15 protein-coding genes, 1 tRNA gene and 1 other annotated feature are annotated in these 16,688 nt (G+C 33.7%); all 16 genes read left to right on the top strand.

What is annotated here, in order from left to right; all coding sequences use genetic code 11:
* Positions 1-196 precede the first annotated feature (196 nt).
* The 16 genes from CI949_RS08605 to holA all read left to right on the top strand — a co-directional run bounded on the left by CI949_RS08605 (position 197) and on the right by holA (position 16,538).
* Positions 197-424 carry a ferrous iron transport protein A gene (locus CI949_RS08605; protein ID WP_108138669.1) on the top strand — a complete coding sequence of 76 codons (228 nt, stop codon included), beginning with the start codon at positions 197-199 and terminating at the stop codon, positions 422-424.
* Positions 425-2,314 carry a ferrous iron transport protein B gene (gene feoB / locus CI949_RS08600; RefSeq protein ID WP_290765242.1) on the top strand — a complete coding sequence of 630 codons (1,890 nt, stop codon included), beginning with the start codon at positions 425-427 and terminating at the stop codon, positions 2,312-2,314.
* A gap of 43 nt (positions 2,315-2,357) precedes the next feature.
* Positions 2,358-2,525, top strand: a complete 168-nt coding sequence (locus CI949_RS08595; RefSeq protein ID WP_290765239.1) for a hypothetical protein — start codon at positions 2,358-2,360, stop codon at positions 2,523-2,525.
* Between the two features lie 106 nt (positions 2,526-2,631).
* On the top strand, positions 2,632-3,087 hold the full coding sequence (locus tag CI949_RS08590) for a SoxR reducing system RseC family protein (protein ID WP_108138665.1): 456 nt from the start codon (positions 2,632-2,634) through the stop codon (positions 3,085-3,087).
* A 25-nt stretch (positions 3,088-3,112) separates the two neighbouring features.
* Positions 3,113-4,474 (top strand): MATE family efflux transporter, encoded by a 1,362-nt coding sequence (locus tag CI949_RS08585; protein WP_108138663.1) that lies wholly within the window; start codon positions 3,113-3,115, stop codon positions 4,472-4,474.
* 91 nt (positions 4,475-4,565) lie between these two features.
* Positions 4,566-4,770, top strand: a binding site (T-box leader).
* A 160-nt stretch (positions 4,771-4,930) separates the two neighbouring features.
* Positions 4,931-5,920: an ornithine carbamoyltransferase gene (gene argF, locus CI949_RS08580; protein WP_108138662.1), complete on the top strand. Its 990-nt coding sequence runs from the start codon at positions 4,931-4,933 to the stop codon at positions 5,918-5,920.
* A gap of 14 nt (positions 5,921-5,934) precedes the next feature.
* Positions 5,935-6,441 (top strand): GNAT family N-acetyltransferase, encoded by a 507-nt coding sequence (locus CI949_RS08575; protein ID WP_258222414.1) that lies wholly within the window; start codon positions 5,935-5,937, stop codon positions 6,439-6,441.
* A gap of 185 nt (positions 6,442-6,626) precedes the next feature.
* Positions 6,627-8,042, top strand: coding sequence for an L-seryl-tRNA(Sec) selenium transferase (selA, locus tag CI949_RS08570; RefSeq protein ID WP_290765230.1), 1,416 nt, complete (start codon positions 6,627-6,629; stop codon positions 8,040-8,042).
* Positions 8,043-9,959, top strand: coding sequence for a selenocysteine-specific translation elongation factor (gene selB, locus CI949_RS08565; protein ID WP_290765227.1), 1,917 nt, complete (start codon positions 8,043-8,045; stop codon positions 9,957-9,959).
* Between the two features lie 94 nt (positions 9,960-10,053).
* Positions 10,054-10,152 (top strand) — tRNA-Sec (locus tag CI949_RS08560).
* Positions 10,153-10,250: 98 nt separating this feature from the next.
* The gene (locus tag CI949_RS08555; protein WP_108138654.1) at positions 10,251-11,474 is read left to right on the top strand and encodes a patatin-like phospholipase family protein; all 1,224 of its coding nucleotides are present in this window, start codon (positions 10,251-10,253) and stop codon (positions 11,472-11,474) included.
* Entirely contained in the window at positions 11,467-11,673 is a 207-nt protein-coding gene (locus tag CI949_RS08550) for a hypothetical protein (protein WP_290765223.1), read from the top strand. The genes CI949_RS08555 and CI949_RS08550 overlap by 8 nt, the downstream gene beginning before the upstream one ends.
* Positions 11,674-11,755: 82 nt before the next feature.
* Positions 11,756-12,370 (top strand): uridine kinase, encoded by a 615-nt coding sequence (udk, locus tag CI949_RS08545; protein WP_108138650.1) that lies wholly within the window; start codon positions 11,756-11,758, stop codon positions 12,368-12,370.
* Positions 12,371-12,469: 99 nt separating this feature from the next.
* Positions 12,470-13,108 carry a helix-hairpin-helix domain-containing protein gene (locus tag CI949_RS08540; RefSeq protein WP_290765220.1) on the top strand — a complete coding sequence of 213 codons (639 nt, stop codon included), beginning with the start codon at positions 12,470-12,472 and terminating at the stop codon, positions 13,106-13,108.
* 68 nt (positions 13,109-13,176) lie between these two features.
* Complete coding sequence (locus CI949_RS08535; RefSeq protein ID WP_290765217.1) at positions 13,177-15,429, top strand: DNA internalization-related competence protein ComEC/Rec2; 2,253 nt, start codon at positions 13,177-13,179, stop codon at positions 15,427-15,429.
* Between the two features lie 101 nt (positions 15,430-15,530).
* A complete protein-coding gene (holA, locus tag CI949_RS08530) occupies positions 15,531-16,538 on the top strand; it encodes a DNA polymerase III subunit delta (protein WP_133530330.1) in 1,008 nt (335 codons plus the stop codon).
* Positions 16,539-16,688: the final 150 nt, after the last annotated feature.

Genomic DNA, 16,688 nt, shown 5'->3' with positions numbered 1-16,688 from the left:
GTTATAATACTAAATTATAAAGCAATTAATAATCGTTGTTAATAAAGGAAAGATAAAAGTTTTATTTCAGTAAATATGTTGACTTTGAAAATCGTTTTCAGTATAATAAAGTTAAGTAAAGTAATTTGCTTATAATAATAATTTTATTATAAATGAAATTTAAAAGACTAATCAGAGCAGCAGGAGGTAATAATTAATGACATTAGTTGACATGAAAAATGGTCATAAATTTATTATAGATAAAATTGATGATAAACAAACTCGTTTACAGGCACTTCGCTTTGGTATCAGTGAAGGATCTGAAATTGAGTGTGCTGGCTCAATGCCAGGTGGACCTGTTATTTTAAAGAAAAATCTACAGGAAATTGCAATTGGCAGAAGAACTGCCGAAAAAATTAGCGTTAAGAAAAAAGGAATGGTTTAATTGAACGACTGCAGTCAAATTGAAATTGACCAGGAACTGCAGGCTGATAAAAAAATTGTGCTGGCTGGAAATCCTAATGTTGGGAAATCTATTTTTTTCAATTACCTGACAGGAATTTATGTCAGTGTTTCAAATTATCCCGGGACTACCCTTGATATCAGCAGTGGCAAAATGGGTGATGCTGTTGTTTTTGATACTCCAGGAGTTTATGGAGTTGGTTCCATAAATGATGAGGAGAGAGTAGCCAGGGATTTTATTATGTCTGCAGATATTATAATTAATGTTGTTGATGCCAGTCACTTAGAGCGAGATTTATTTTTAACTCAGCAGCTGCTGGATATGGATAAAAAAATGATTGTTGCTCTTAATATGATGGACGAAGTAGAAAAAAATAATATTTCAATAGATATTGATGCTTTAGAGGCAGAACTTGGAGTTCCTGTTATTCCAACAACTGCCGCCAAGAATAGAGGTTTAGACAAGGTCAAACACGCTGTTGATAAAGCTAGAAAAGGAAATAGTATTTTTAATAATGGTCAGGCTGAAAATCATGCTCAGGCCTTTAAAAATATCAAAGAAGAATTTAGAGAGTTAAATAAAAAAACGGCAAATACTGCCGATACTCTAATGCTTTTAGAAGAAGATGAGAATATTCGCTGCCAGTATGATAGTCTGGCTTCAATTTCAGATTATAGAGAGGAAATATATACAGCGCGCCGTCAGCGGGTTGATCAAATTACAGCTGAGGTTCTAAGTTATGATCAGGAAAGTGGTCAGTTAGCCCGTAAAATCGGAGCCTATATGTTAAAACCAGTGACAGCTGTTCCCCTGCTTTTAGTTTTACTTTATTTAATTTATCAATTTATAGGTGTTTTTGTTGCTCAAACTGTAGTTGGAATTACAGAAGAAATGATTTTTGTTGAAAGATATGAACCATTTATGCGGGGAATAATCAGCAGTACCATTGGTTTAGATAATTTTATTGGCGAGCTTTTAGCCGGAGAATACGGTATTTTAACTATGGCAGTAACTTATATTTTCGGACTACTTCTGCCACTTGTGGCCGGATTTTATTTTCTACTTTCAATTTTGGAAGATTCGGGTTATCTACCCAGGATTGCAGTTTTAATGGATCGAATGCTGCAGAAAATAGGTTTAAATGGTAGGGCAATTATACCGATGCTGCTGGGCTTTGGCTGTGTTACTATGGCTACTATTACAACCCGTCTGCTGGGTACAAAAAGAGAAAGAATTATTGCTATTTTTCTTTTGGGACTGGCAATTCCCTGTTCAGCTCAGTTGGGAGTAATTGCAGGTTTGATAGCTCAACTAGACCTTTTTTATGTAATTGTTTATGTGCTGGCAATTTTTGCGGTTTATGTTCTGGCCGGTACTTTTTTAAATAAGGTTCTACCTGGAGAATCAAGTGACTTATTGATTGATTTACCACCAATTAGACTGCCTGATTTAAAAAATGTTTTGAGTAAAACTTATCAGCAGACAGTAGCTTTTGTTAAAGAAGCAGGCCCAATTTTTGTGCTTGGGGCAGCTTTAATTACAGTTATGGAAGCTACAGGCCTGCTGGCCTTAATCACCAGGGCAGCGGAACCGGTAACTGTTAACTGGCTGGGTCTGCCTGCTGAAGCAGCAACTGCATTTGTGATGGGAATAATTCGGCGTGATTTTGGAGCAGCAGGTTTAACTGCTATTGCCTTAAGTCCAGCTCAGATAACTGTTGCTTTAATCACCTTAACTCTTTTTGTTCCCTGTATTGCAGCAATGATGATTATGGTTAAAGAGAGAAACTTTAAAGAAGCAGTTTATATCTGGTTTGGAAGCTGGATTACTGCCTTTATAACAGGTGGTCTGGTTAACCTTTTAATTTTTTAAAAGCTGGTCTTAAAAAGTGATTTAAACTTTTAAGGAGGTTAGGATGGATAATTGTGATCTAAACTTAAAGCCCAAAAATGATGAAGCTAAGAAAATTGTCTGTCCAAACTGCGGTTATCAGATGAAAGAATTTAAATCAATTAAATGTCCCCGCTGTAACAGCTATTTATTTAAAAAGTGCAGTGAATGTAATAAATGCTCTTTATTTTAGATCTGGTTTTTGTTAAAATATAGCTGGGTTAAGTGAAAAAAATCAACCTGGAGTTTAGATGATTAGATTAAAGTAAAATAATTAATTGAAGAAAGAGTGGTTTTTAATGAAAGAAAGAGCAAGAGTGATAAAAAAGAAAAATGGTCAGAGCCTTGTTCAAATTATAAGAACTTCTGCCTGTAGTCACTGTGACGAAAAATGTATGCTGGCAGATGACTCACATGAGGTAGAGGAGATGGAAGTTTTAGTTAATGATCCTATTGGAGCAGAAGTGGGTAGTATGGTCGAACTCGAAATGGGAGCCAGACCTATTTTGTTTTCTGCTTTTGTAGTTTATCTACTTCCATTAGTCGCTATTATAGCCGGTTATTTTGCCGGCAGCAGTTGGTTTAGTTCTTTTATCAGTAGTGCAGAAATAGCCGGAATTATTGGCTCTGGACTTGGCTTTTTATTATCATTTGCTTTACTGAGAATTTTTGATAAAAAAGCAGGTTCAAAAAGTTATTTTCACCCGGAAATAACAAGAGTTGTAACCCATAACGGATTTTATTATGATAATTAATTAGATATAAACTGAAGGTGATCAGGTGGCAGCAGATAATAAAGCATTAATTAACGAAGATAGTTCAACCAAAAAAGTAATATTTAAGCTTGCCTGGCCGGTAATTGCCGAACAGTCTCTGGCAACAATCACTCATATTGTTGACATGATGATGGTCGGTAGGCTGGGAGCTTCTGCTGTGGCTGCAATTGGTTTAACCATGCAGCCTGTATTTTTTTCGACAGCTTTAGCTTCAGCCCTCGGAGTCGGAACTACAGCTTTGGTTTCTAGATTTGTAGGTTCAGATGAGAACAAAAAAGCAGCTTCAGTCCTGCAGCAGTCAGTACTGCTGTCCATTATTTTTTCAGTGGTTTTTGCTGCTATTTTTTATATTTTTGCTCCTGTTTTATTGACTTTAATGGGAGGAGAGGCAGAGGTTATCAGACTCGGTTCTGGTTATCTTAGAGTTATGACCCCTGGTTTTGTTTTTATGGTTCTGGCTTTTATAGTTACTGCGGCATTAAGAGGCGCTGGAGAAACCAAAACACCAATGAAGGTTAATATCCTGGTAAATATCTTAAATATTTTAGGTAATTATCTTTTTATTTTTGGTAATTTTGGTTTTCCCAGACTGGGAGTAAATGGAGCCGCTCTGGCAACAACTCTTGCCAGATCAACCGGAGGAATTATTTTACTGGCCTTAACTTTTTCTGATTTTAGTGTTTTAAAAATGAAATTAAAAGGATTTTTTAGTTTTGATCTTGAACTAACAAAAAGAGTTTTACGGATTGGTTTACCGACAGCAATGGAAGAATCAGTAAGAAGACTGGCTCAGCTTTTATTTGTCAGAGTTATCGCATCTCTGGGTACTACTTCTTTTGCTGCTCATCAGATTTCTTTAAATGCGGAATCAATTTCTTATATGCCTGGTTTTGGAATTGCAGTTGCAGCAACAACCATAGTTGGCCAAAATCTGGGAGCAAAAAATCCAACTGGAGCTGAAAAAGGAACATTCGAAGCCTGGAAAATAGGTTCAATGATTATGGGCTTTATGGCAGTAGTTTTTTTAATTTTACCGGAACAATTAATTAGATTATATACAGCAGACCCGGAAATAATTTCAAAAGCTGCTTTGAATTTAAGAATTATTGCTCTGGCACAAATTCCAATGGGAACTCACTTTATTTTTTCCGGTGCTCTGAGGGGAGCCGGAGATACAAAAGCAGTTTTTTACTCTACAGCTATCTCAACCTGGATTTTCCGTCTGCTTTTAGGATATGTCCTAGTTCATCCTCTGGGCCTTGGTCTGCTTGGCGCCTGGACAGCAATGGTGATCGACTGGACTGTTAGAGGAAGCTATGTATTTTATAGATTTAAAAAAGGAAATTGGAAATTAATTGATGTTTAGATGTTATCAGAATATTTTTACTTTTTTAAAAAACTTGCATTTTTAGCAGCTCGGCTATATAATAATAAAAAATAAGTTTTATGATAAAATAACAAATCCAGTGAATGAGAGAGTAAAAATAATTTTGTTTTAAAGCAAGGTGGAGTAGCTGAAAGTCCGCCAACAAAATATTTTGAAGCGCACTCAGGAGGAGCTCTACTGAAGCTAATAGGTAGAGACGTATGACGCGTTAAGTTTTAGAGTGGTCAGTTTACTGGCAACTAGAGTGGCAACACGGGTAATTCCTCGTCTCTTTTAAATAAGAGTGCGGGGTTTTTTTAGTTTATATAAGTTTTTTGAGCATTAGAGCAGTTTTTTTAAGATTAAATTTTAGTAATTTAAATTATTAAAGTAAATGAAGTTAGTCAGCAGGGAAGAATATTTTGAGGCCAGCGAGAATTCAAGGAGGAGATAATTATGGCTTATAATTTAAAGGGAAGAAATTTATTAACACTTAAAGACTTTTCAAAAGAAGAAATCAACTATTTAATAACTTTATCTGAGGACTTAAAATCTAAAAAGCGGGCGGGAATCAGTGGGAATAGTCTGGCAGGAAAAAATATTGCCTTGATTTTTGAAAAACCTTCTACTAGAACCAGATGTGCTTTTGCGGTTGCGGCAAAAGATGAAGGTGGAATGCCCGAATATCTTGGCAAAAATGATATTCAGCTTGGAAAAAAAGAAACGGTAGCCGATACAGCCAGAGTTTTAGGAAGAATGTTTGATGGAATTGAGTTTAGAGGTTATGAACACGAAACAGTTGAAATTTTAGGAGAATATGCAGGAGTTCCCGTCTGGAATGGGTTAACCGATCTTTATCATCCAACTCAAATCTTAGCCGACTTTTTAACTCTTAAAGAAAACTTTGGTAAATTAGAAGGGCTAAATCTTGTTTATACAGGTGATGGACGCAATAACATGGCAAACTCTCTGATGGTAGGTTCAGCAATCATGGGTGTTAATTATACTATAGCTGCTCCTAAAGAACTGTGGCCGGAGCCAGAACTGGTAGAAGAATGCAGAGAGTTAGCAGCTGAGTCGGGAGCCAAAATAGAATTAACAGCTGATATAAAAACAGGAGTTAAGGGAGCAGATGCAATCTATACAGATGTCTGGGTTTCAATGGGAGAAGAATCAGAATTTGAAAAAAGAATTGAACTTTTAACTCCCTATCAGGTTAATATGAAGATGATTGAACTGACAGAAAACCCCAATGTAATATTTTTACACTGTCTTCCTGCCTATCATAATACAGAAACTGAAAATGGCAAGAAAATATTTGAAGAATACGGGTTGGAAGAAATGGAAGTCACAGATGAGGTTTTTGAAAGTAAATACTCTAAAGTTTTTGATCAGGCTGAAAATAGGATGCATACCATTAAAGCTGTCATGACAGCTACATTATAGGGGTGATTTAATTGATGACAGCAGTAAGTAAAAAAAGCAATTATAAATGCAGAGAGGGCGTTTTAGCTGATGCAGAAGCAATTCATATTTTAATGCAGCGGGCTTTTGCAGACTACGCAAAGAAAAAAAATAAAGAAAATGATGGAGAAAAGGTTATTAATTCTGCTTTAAGAGAAGAACTGGAAGCTGTAAAAGCAGATTTAAATAATAATATTGTTCTGGTTCTTACTAATGGTGATGAGATAATTGCCTCACTCAGACTGGAAGAAATTAGTGAGAAAAGATATCTGCTCAAGCGTTTTGCAGTTTCACCTGTCTATCAGAATCAGGGGCTGGGAACGATGCTTTTTCAGCAGGCAGTGGACAAATTAAAGGAGTTAAATGCACATTATCTTCAGCTGTATTCTTCTTTAGAAAATGAAAAATTAATCTGCTTTTATCAGGGGCTTGGTTTTAACTGTCTGGAAACAGATCACAGCAAAGGTTATGAGCGTGGGCTCTGGGTAAAAACAATTAAATAAAATTTGTCGAAATTCCCTCGACAAACTTCATTTTAAATAATTAAGTATTATTTAAGAATGGAGAAGCTAGAAACCCACTCTGTTTGCGAGCAGAGTGGGTTTCCTGTTTTTTAATTATTTAAAGGGATTAGCCTATTTTGAAAGAATTATTATAAATAGTAATCACAAATTTTGGGGGTATTTATATGCAGAAAAAAGAGCTTTTAAAATCTATCCCGGCTGTTAATGATTTTTTGGCTGCTCCGGAGGCAGAAGAAATAATAGATGAATATAGCAGAGATAAATTTTTACAATTATTGAGAAAAGAACTGGATAATATCCGCAGTGAAATTCTTAGTTCGGATTTTGAAGTGGATAATTTTAATTTAAATCATCTAAATGTCAAATATATAATAAACAACATTGAAAAAAAATTAAAAATAAAATCTGAAGCAGGGTTAAAAAAAGTTATTAATGCTTCCGGGGTAATAGTTCATACCAATCTCGGCAGATCAAATTTAGCAGCAGAAGCTTTAAAAAAAGTTTTGGAAATTGCAGAAAATTATTCGACACTGGAATTTGATCTAGAAAAAGGTGAAAGAGGATATAGATATAATAAGGTTAAAGAGCTGTTGAAAGACTTAACTGGTGCCGAATCAGCTGTAGTTGTTAATAATAATGCAGCAGCGGTAATGCTTGTTTTAACAGCTCTGGTACAGAGGAAGGAAGTAATAATTGCGCGGGGAGAAATGGTTGAAATTGGAGGGTCCTTTAGAATTCCTGAGGTAATGGAAAATAGTGGGGCTCTTTTACAAGAAGTTGGCTCAACCAACAGAGTTTATAGTGCAGATTACGTAAATGCCATTAACGAAAACACCGGGGCTCTAATCAAGGTACATACAAGTAATTACAGGGTGCAGGGTTTTACTCATACTGTCAGCTCAAAGGAATTAGCAGAAACAGCTCACAGTCACCAGCTTCCACTGATAGAAGATCTGGGCAGTGGAATTTTATTCGACTTAAGTGACTATGGACTTCCCTATGAACCAACTGTAAAAGAAAAAATTGAAGCCGGGATAGATGTGCTGACCTTTAGTGGTGATAAGCTGCTTGGTGGGCCACAGGCTGGAATTATTGCCGGTAAGGAGCAGTATATCAGTCAAATTGAAACTCACCCTTTGATGCGGGCACTGCGTGTTGACAAAATGACTCTGGCTGCCCTGGAAGAAACGCTCAAGCTTTATTATGACTTTGAGAAGGCAGTAAAAAGAATTCCAACTTTAAATTTAATAACAGAAAGCAGTGAAGTGGTAAAGAAAAGAGCTTTAAAATTAGAGTCTAAAATCAATAAAAAAGATGCTTTCAAAGTTGAATTGATAAAAACAGCAGCTAAAATTGGTGGTGGAGCATACCCTTTAAATAAATTTGACAGTTACGGACTCAAGCTCAGCTTAGAACAGAAAAGTACAGAAGCATTTATTTCAGAGCTGAGAAAGTTTGAAACTCCAGTAATTGCAAGAATTCAGGCTGATAAAGCTATTTTTGATTTAAAAACAGTAAAAGATGAAGAAATTGAGCTGCTGGCAGACTCAATAAATCAAGTACTGGCGGAGGTGTTTTAATTGGATAATAATATAATCGTGGGTACGGCAGGTCATATTGATCACGGAAAAACAACTCTGATTAAAGCTCTAACTGGAGAAGATACTGACCGCCTGCTTGAAGAAAAAGAAAGAGGAATTTCTATTGAACTTGGTTTTACTCATCTGCAGAATGAGGAAACAGATTTACTGAATTTAAATCTTGGCATAGTTGATGTTCCGGGGCACCAAAAGTTTGTTAATAAAATGCTTGCAGCGGCCGGTGGTATTGACCTGGCTTTAATTGTAGTAGCAGCTGATGAAGGGGTGATGCCTCAGACAAAAGAACATCTTTCTATTTTAGAACTGATGGGAGCTGAAAAAGCTATAATTGTTATCAGCAAAAAAGATCTGGTAGACTATGAGTGGCTGGAGCTGGTGAAACTTGATATCCTGGATCAGTTTGAAAACACCTTTGCAGAAAATGCTGAAATGATTACTGTATCTGCAGTTAATGGTGAAGGAATTGCAGAGTTAAAAACAAAAATTATTGAACTGGCTTCTAATACTAAAGTGAGCTCAAATTCTGAAATACCCTACTATCCGATTGATAGAGTTTTTTCTTTAAAAGGGCAGGGAACAGTTGTTACAGGAACTCTCTTTAAAGGAGAGCTTTTTGAAGGTCAGGAATTAGAATTATATCCTTCAGCAAAAAAATTAAAAATTAAAAGTATGGAAAGTCATCAAAAAAAATTAAAAAAGGTTAGTTCTGGCAGCAGAGTTGGAATTAATCTCAATTATCCTGATAAAAATGAAATTAAGCGGGGTGATGTTATCTCAACGGCTGATTCTTTGATCAGCACTAATTTTTTGGAAGCCAAACTTAAAGTTCTTAACTCAATAAATTTTAAAATTGAAAATGGGGATAGAATTCATTTTCACACCGGGACTACAGAAGTGATGGGAACTATTAACCTTTATGGGGAGCAGGTAGCTTTTCCAGGAGATGAAATCTTTATTAAAATAAAACTTGATCATAAAATATCACCTTATTATAGACAGAAATTTGTGATCAGACGTTTTTCTCCACTTGATACTATAGGTGGCGGTGAGATTTTGGAAATTGATCCACCCCCAAGAAGAAAAATTAATCCAGAAAAATTAATTGCTCATCTTAATTTATTAGAAGAAGCAGATCTTAAAACTGCTCTGGAATTATTTATAAAAAATAAGACTGGATCAGCGGCTGAACTTATTCAATTAAAGAAAAAGACTGCCCTAAAAATCGAAAAAATCTTAGAATTACTTTCAGATTTAAAAGAGGAAAATAAGATTTTTGAACTTAAAAATGACAGCAGTTTTATCCACACAGATAATTTCAAGAAAGTAGAAAAAGATATAAAAGAAATTGTAAATGATTATCATCAGCAGCACAGACTTGAAGCTGGAATTACCAGGGAAGAAATTCGCTCGCGTTTGGATTTTGATTTAACTAAAAAGGAATTGGATCAAGTATTAGAAATATTGACTACCGATAAGCTTCTTCAGGAAAAAGATTCTTTAATTGCTGCTTCAAATTTTAGTGTCCAGCTGACAGAAAAAGAAAAAAAGCAAAAACAATTTATTTTGGACAAAACTAACAACAATTATTTTTCTCCTCCCACTAGAAAGGAACTGTTAGCAGAGAATGAAGATCTGGAGGCTGTAATAAATTATCTTGAAGATAATTCTGAATTAGTTCGTCTGGATCAGGAACTGTATTTTGATAAAGATATTTTTTCAAAACTGCAAAAATTATTAAGAAAATATTTTAGAGAAAATGAAAGTATTGAGCTGGCAGAGTTTAGAGATTTAATTAACAGCAGCCGCCGTTATGCTCTAGTACTCTTAGAAAAATGTGACCAACTTCAGCTTACTCTTCGCAGAGGGGATCTCCGCTATCCTGGTAAAAATTTATAGCTGATAGAAAATCCTGCTGAAATTGCAGCTCTCTTTTAAGATAACTGCTTGAATAACTGGAAATATCATGTTAAAATTATAGAAGAAAATATCTGGGAGTGGCTGTGTCCATGGTGGACATCGTAGACTTCAAATCTAATGGCAGGCAGGCGGACCTGTCTGTGGTGGGTTCGATTCCCACACATTCCCGCCAGTTGACTGCAGTCGGGGGACTGTAGTTTATTTTTATTTAAGCATAATTTTTTCTATTATTTTTATATATTACTAAATATAGGCAAAGAGGGGATTTGGATGTATGGACTGGTGCTCGAAGGCGGGGGAGCTAAAGGTGCCTATCATATTGGTGCTCTAAAAGCTCTAAAAGAATTAAATATTGAAATTGAAGCAGTTGCCGGCACCTCTATTGGTGCAATAAATGGTGCTATGTTCGTTCAGGATAAGTTAGATATTGCCTATGATTACTGGTATAATATATCCACTTCTAAAGTTTTGGATATAGAAGATAAATATTTATCTGAGTTTTTAAATTTAAGTATTAACCAAAATAATTTGTCATATTTCATCAGCAAAGCCAGAGAGGTATTTCAAAATAGAGGTCTGGACAATTCATTTTTACGGAATATTTTAGAGGAAAATATAGATGAAGCAAGCTTAAGAAAATCAAAAATTGACTTTGCGATAGTTACCCTTTCTTTGAGTGATTTAAAACCTCTTGAATTATTTTTGGAGGATATTCCTGAAGGTAAGGTTGTTGATTATATAATGGCCAGTTCTTATCTGCCTGCATTTAAAATGCAGCGGATTGATGGTAAAATTCTATTAGATGGTGGCTTTTACGAAAATCTACCAATAAAGACTCTTCAAAACAAGGGCTATAAAAAATTAATTGCAATTAGAACTTATGGTCTGGGAGATATAGAAAAAAAGACTGATGAAGATAAAGAATTGATATTTATTAATCCCAGTCAGGAACTTGGAAGAATGTTAAACTTTGATCAGCAAAATGCTCGTAAAAATATTAAGATGGGTTATTATGATACCTTAAGATATTTTAAAGAATTAGCTGGAGACAAGTATTATTTAAATATTAAAGAAAATGAAAGTTATTTTATTGATTATTTATTGAGCCTTGATAGAGAAATTATTAAGAAACTTTTAAAGCAGTTATCACTGGCAGAGGAGCCCTATCTTCGTTCATTTTTTGAAAATTTAATTCCTAAGCTGGTAAATTTACTGGAAATTGATTATCAGTCCAGTTATACGGTTATTGTAATCAGATTATTGGAGGAACTGGCTGCTTCTTTAAATATAGATAGATATAAAATATACAGCTTTGAAGAATTATTAAAATCTGTCCGGGCAAACTATCAGAAACAGGATAAAAGTCTTGCCAAAAAACTGCCAGCTTTTATTAAAACCAGTAATTTGCTGCCCGGGCAGTTAAAAAAAGATTTACTGATAGATATTGCAGAGAAGTTATTTATTCAAACAGGGGGAAGCAATTCTAATGAATAAAGAAAATGAAGAAAAAATAATAAAAGCTGAGGCTGAAATGATCAGGGAATTAAGAAAAAGAATTTATGGTAAAAGTGATGCAGGACCAGATTATCCTTATTCTGAGCAGAGCTGTATTTTTTGTGGGGCTGAATCAGAACTAAAGGAATATAAAAATTCTTATATCTGCAGTAAATGCCTGGCTGATATTAAAAATTAGGCTGAATATTAAATTTTATTTAGAAATTATTTTTGGGAAAAGTAGAAAGAAAACAAATAAAATCTATAAAGGAGTTAACTGAATGAGTTCACTTTTAATTGGAATAGCAGGAGGAACTGCTTCTGGAAAAACTACACTTGCCAGAATTTTAAAAGATTCTTTTCAGGATAAAGTAACGATTTTAAAACATGATTATTACTACTATGACCGCAGTCACTTTAAGGTTGCTGATCATAAAATAAATTTTGATCATCCTGATTCTTTTGAAACAGATCTGCTGGTAAAACAGCTGCGGGAATTAAAGTCTGGCAGGTCTATAGAAAGACCGGTTTATTCTTATAAAACAAATGAGAGACTGGAACAAAAAAAAGAAGTTAAACCGGCACCAATAATTATTGTAGAGGGAATTTTGATCTTTCATTATGAGGAATTAAAAGATCTTTTTGATTTAAAAATATATGTAGACACAGATGCTGATATCAGATTACTGAGAAGAATCAGTAGGGATATCAAGGAAAGAGATAGGACATTTGAATCTGTTAAAAATCAGTATTTGAGAACTGTAAAGCCAATGCATCAAAAGTTTGTAGAACCAAGCAAATATCAGGCTGATATTATTATTCCTCATGGTGGTTTAAATGAAATAGCCAATGACTTGATAATCAAAAAAATAAAAGATCATCTAAGCAAGATTTAATCCATAGCAGCTGCAGCTGCTATATTTTTTTAATAAAAATGTAAAAAAATTACAGGAAATCTAAATTTTATCTAGAATAAGAATTTAGGAGGTGTAAATATGTACAGAAATAAAAAACTAATCTTTGTTTTCTTAGCAGCCTTATTATTGGTATTTGGGTATTATACTCAGGAGGGAGAGAAAGTTACTGAGCTGGATTCAAAAAACAATTTGCAGGTTTTAGAAACAGGAAGTTTTCCGCAAAATGCTTCTACTGAGCCAGCAGATAAAAGCATAGTAGTTCATCTTGCGGGAGCTGTTAAAAATGCTGGAGTTTATAAATTAGATAAAAATGACAGACTTGTTGATTTGATTAAAGCTGCTGGTGGACTCACAGAAAACGCTGATTTAACCAAGTTAAATTTAGCTGAAAAATTATTCGATGGACAAAAATTAATAGTAGCAGATAAATCGAAAAATAATGAGTTCAAAAAAATTGGTAATTCAAACATTGAAAGTACTGAAGAAATAGTGATTGGCAATTATTCGAACTCTAAGCATAGTTCATTAATTAATATCAATCAGGCCAGTCAGAGTCAGCTAGAAGAACTGAGTGGAATTGGACCCTCTAAGGCAGCAGCAATTATTAAATATAGAGATGAAAATAGTTACTTTTCCAGCAAAGAAGATTTATTAAAAATAAGTGGTATTGGAGAAAAAACACTGGAAAATATCAGAAATGAGATTGTTTTACAGTGAAAATTCAGAGAAGACCAGCCTTATACCTAGCCTTGTCTTTAATCACTGGAATTTTAGGCAGTTATTATTTGCTTAATTATAATCAGCTTAAAATTTTAAAATTGATAATTTTAGCTGAGATAATTTATTTATCATATTTTACAGTTTTCAATTTTAAAAAAAGCAAGAAATCAGTTTATATCTGGCTCACAATCTTTTTTCTTATCCTGGGGAGTATTCTTTATGCTTATCAGGAATACAAATATTACAGCAGTTATTCCTGTATTAATTTTGCAGAAAATGGTTTATGTCAGGTGCTGGCTGAAATCAAATTTGATGTGGGGGATCTGGAAGGAGATCAGGTTTTACTTAAGCTCCACTCTATAAACGGAAAAAAGATTAAATATGGAAAAGTAATTGTGGCTTCTAAGCAGTTAAAAACTTTTAATGATGGTGATTTAGTAAGTTTAGAAATGGATTTAAGCAAACCTGCCTCAGCTTTAAATCCGGGAGGATTTTCCCATCTTGAATATTTAAAAAAGAAAGGTGTATATTTACAGGGGTGGAAGCCCCATAAGATCATTTTAATTAAAGAAAATGAATCTTTAATGAATCCAATCATTAAATTCAAAAAAACTCTTTTAGATAATATAAATCAGCTGTTTTCTGAGGATAAAGCTGCTTTTATTAAAGCAATTTTACTGGGGGAAAGAGAATATCTAAGTTATGAGCAGCAGTCACTACTCAGAAATGCAGGTGCCAGTCATCTTCTTGCTATCTCGGGTCTGCATATGGGAATTTTAATTTTAAGTTTTTCCTTTGTTTTATTTAAAATCTGTGCTAATAAAAAAACAGCTCTCTGTCTGCTCAGCTTTTTAACTTTTCTTTATATAATTCTGGTTGGGGCAGCGGTTTCAATCATTAGAGCAGCCTTATTAGCCTTATTATTTCTATGGTCAGATCAGTTTGAGAGAGAAGGAGATTTTTTAAATATTATTTCCTTAACACTGATTATTAATCTTATCTTAGACCCTCTAACCTTATTTACCGTTTCACTGCAGCTGTCCTATCTTCTTGTACTTGCATTATTTTATCTTACTCCGTTATTTAATAAATTTTTTTCAGTTTATTTTGCTGTTTCTTTTTCGGCTCAAATAGCTTCACTGGCCATAACTGGCTATTATTTTAATGAATATTCATTTATTGCTTTAATTACAAATCTCTGGGCTATCCCTTTAATTACAGTTTTGCTGCCCTTTATATTAATTTTGATTTTACTTTCTTTATTAAGTTTAAATTTCATCCTGCCAGCGGCTTTATTAGCTGAACTGGGTCTGGAAATTTTATTTAAAGGACTGAAATTAATGGTTTCAATTCAGGGGGATACTCTGGTTATTGCCCAGCCAGAATTATTTATGGTTATTTTATACTATCTACTTTTATTTAGTTTACCCTATATTTATCAAAAAAGATATATTTATCTTAAAGCTAAAAATTTTAAAATCTGGCAGTGGATTGTTCCCGGTTTACTAATTTTAATAATCAGCTCATTTTTTCTGAGTCCAGGCTCTGAAAATTTAGAAATTGATTATCTGGCTGTTGGTCAGGGTGATGGAATTTTTATTCAATTCCCAAATGGAGAAAATATGCTGATTGATACAGGTCCACCAGGGAGTGAAGGCAGGAATGTTGAATACAGCATTATATCCTATCTAAACTATCTAGGAATTAAAACAATCGATTATTTAATGATCAGTCATTTTGATGCAGATCATGCTGGTGGAATCCCCCATCTGCTTCAGCGAAAAGAGATTAAAACAATTTTAATTCCTCCCTATAAAGAACCAACAGCTCTGCATACTCAGCTGGCAGCAGGCAGTAAAAAAGAAAGTCAAATTAATTTTTTGACTGCTGGAATGGCTTTTGAAATTTCTGGCTGCCAGGTTAAAGTGCTGAATCCTGATTTAAATAAATTAAGTGAAGATAGAAACGATAACTCATTAGTTTTTTTATTAAGACATCAAAATAGAAATTTCTTGTTTACCGGTGATTTATCTGCAGCAGGAGAAGAAATGATAGTCAAAAACTATAATTTACCTAAAATAGACATTCTTAAAGCTGGCCATCACGGCAGCAAAACTTCAAGCAGTAAATTCTTACTGGAGGAAATAAAACCGAAGCTGGCAGTAATCTCTGTTGGCAGAAATAATTTTGGCCACCCTTCTAGAGAAGTTATCAATAGATTTGATAATTTAAATATAAAATATCTGCGGACAGATCAGAGAGGAATGATTAAGGTTATTTCTGATGGTCAGAAAATTTATCTTGATACTTTTAGATAAAAAGTTAGGCTGATTAAAACTAATTGACTGGAGAGGCTGCCTAAAATATGTTAAACTATATTAACAGACTAACTAGTTTATAATTATTGAGGTGGAAGTAAATGGATTTAGAAGGATTTATAAAAAATGAGCAGAAAGCAAAAAAATTATATTATATTTATGCAGAAAACTCATATTTAAGAAATAAATTTAAAGAAAAATTTATAGATAAATTTGTACCCGAAGCTATAAGGGATTTTAATCTTTCTTATGTTAACCCTGGTGATGATTATTTAAAAAGACTATCTAATGCTGTTCAGACTCCACCAATGGGAGCAGAAAAGAGATTTGTTATTTCTCATTTTAGTGAGGATGACTCTCTAAAAAAGGAAGAAAAACAGAGGCTGTTGAAAATCTTTCAAAATTTAAATCAGAGCACCAGCCTTATATTTTTAACAGCAAATAAGGTAGATAAAAGAAAAAAATTCTATCTGACTTTAAAAAAAATTGCTGAATATCAGGAATTTGAAACTCCCCGCTATCGTGATCTGGACAGGTGGATTAAGGAGCGCTTTAAAAAGTATAATAAAAAAATTGACAGCCAGAGTGTAAAAATGCTGGAAAACATGTTCAGCAATAAGCTGGAAATATTAAATAGTGAGATAGAAAAGATTGTCACTCGCTATCCGGATAAAGAGAAGATTTCTTACTATGATTTAAAAAATATAATTAGCAGAGAAAAATTTTTAGAAGATGAAGAAATATTTAATTTTTTAGATCTGATAGGGGACAAAAAAACTGACCAGGCTCTTTTGACTTTAAAAGAAATGCTGAATAAGGGAGTTTATCCACTTTATTTACTAACAATGCTCAAAAATCAAATTGAGCTTTTAATGCAGGTTAAATTTTACAGTCAATATACTCATGATAATCGCAAAATAGCTAAGAAGATAAATAAACATCCCTACCCTGTAAAAAAAGCAATGCAGCGGAGCAGAAATTTCACTCAAAAAGAGCTGGAAAATATATTAGAAGAGATCTTGAGAGCCAATTATCACTTTTTAACAGGTTATTATCCAGATCAGAACACTGCTTTAGAAATGATTATTATTAAATCAATTGCATATTAAAATCTAGATAAAAAATCCAGCCTCCTAAAATCGATAAGGGGCTGGCTTTTTTCAGACAAACAAAAAACTCATCCAGCTGGATGAGTTTAATAATTTAAAAGATAGCTATCTTTTAGATAAATTTTAATTTTTAATTACATATTATTATAC

The organism is Halanaerobium sp. (assembly GCF_003070835.1).
The sequence above is the reverse complement of the archived record's forward strand: the minus strand, read 5'-3'. Positions and strand labels throughout refer to the sequence as shown.

What these genes read in the sequence shown, in the direction of transcription:
- CI949_RS08555 (WP_108138654.1), top strand. Translation starts at nt 10,251, where the DNA reads ATGTATGGACTGGTGCTCGAAGGCGGGGGAGCTAAAGGTGCCTATCAT.
- holA (WP_133530330.1), top strand. Translation starts at nt 15,531, where the DNA reads ATGGATTTAGAAGGATTTATAAAAAATGAGCAGAAAGCAAAAAAATTA.
- CI949_RS08575 (WP_258222414.1), top strand. Translation starts at nt 5,935, where the DNA reads ATGACAGCAGTAAGTAAAAAAAGCAATTATAAATGCAGAGAGGGCGTT.
- udk (WP_108138650.1), top strand. Translation starts at nt 11,756, where the DNA reads ATGAGTTCACTTTTAATTGGAATAGCAGGAGGAACTGCTTCTGGAAAA.
- argF (WP_108138662.1), top strand. Translation starts at nt 4,931, where the DNA reads ATGGCTTATAATTTAAAGGGAAGAAATTTATTAACACTTAAAGACTTT.
- CI949_RS08540 (WP_290765220.1), top strand. Translation starts at nt 12,470, where the DNA reads ATGTACAGAAATAAAAAACTAATCTTTGTTTTCTTAGCAGCCTTATTA.
- selA (WP_290765230.1), top strand. Translation starts at nt 6,627, where the DNA reads ATGCAGAAAAAAGAGCTTTTAAAATCTATCCCGGCTGTTAATGATTTT.
- CI949_RS08595 (WP_290765239.1), top strand. Translation starts at nt 2,358, where the DNA reads ATGGATAATTGTGATCTAAACTTAAAGCCCAAAAATGATGAAGCTAAG.
- CI949_RS08550 (WP_290765223.1), top strand. Translation starts at nt 11,467, where the DNA reads ATGAATAAAGAAAATGAAGAAAAAATAATAAAAGCTGAGGCTGAAATG.
- CI949_RS08590 (WP_108138665.1), top strand. Translation starts at nt 2,632, where the DNA reads ATGAAAGAAAGAGCAAGAGTGATAAAAAAGAAAAATGGTCAGAGCCTT.
- CI949_RS08605 (WP_108138669.1), top strand. Translation starts at nt 197, where the DNA reads ATGACATTAGTTGACATGAAAAATGGTCATAAATTTATTATAGATAAA.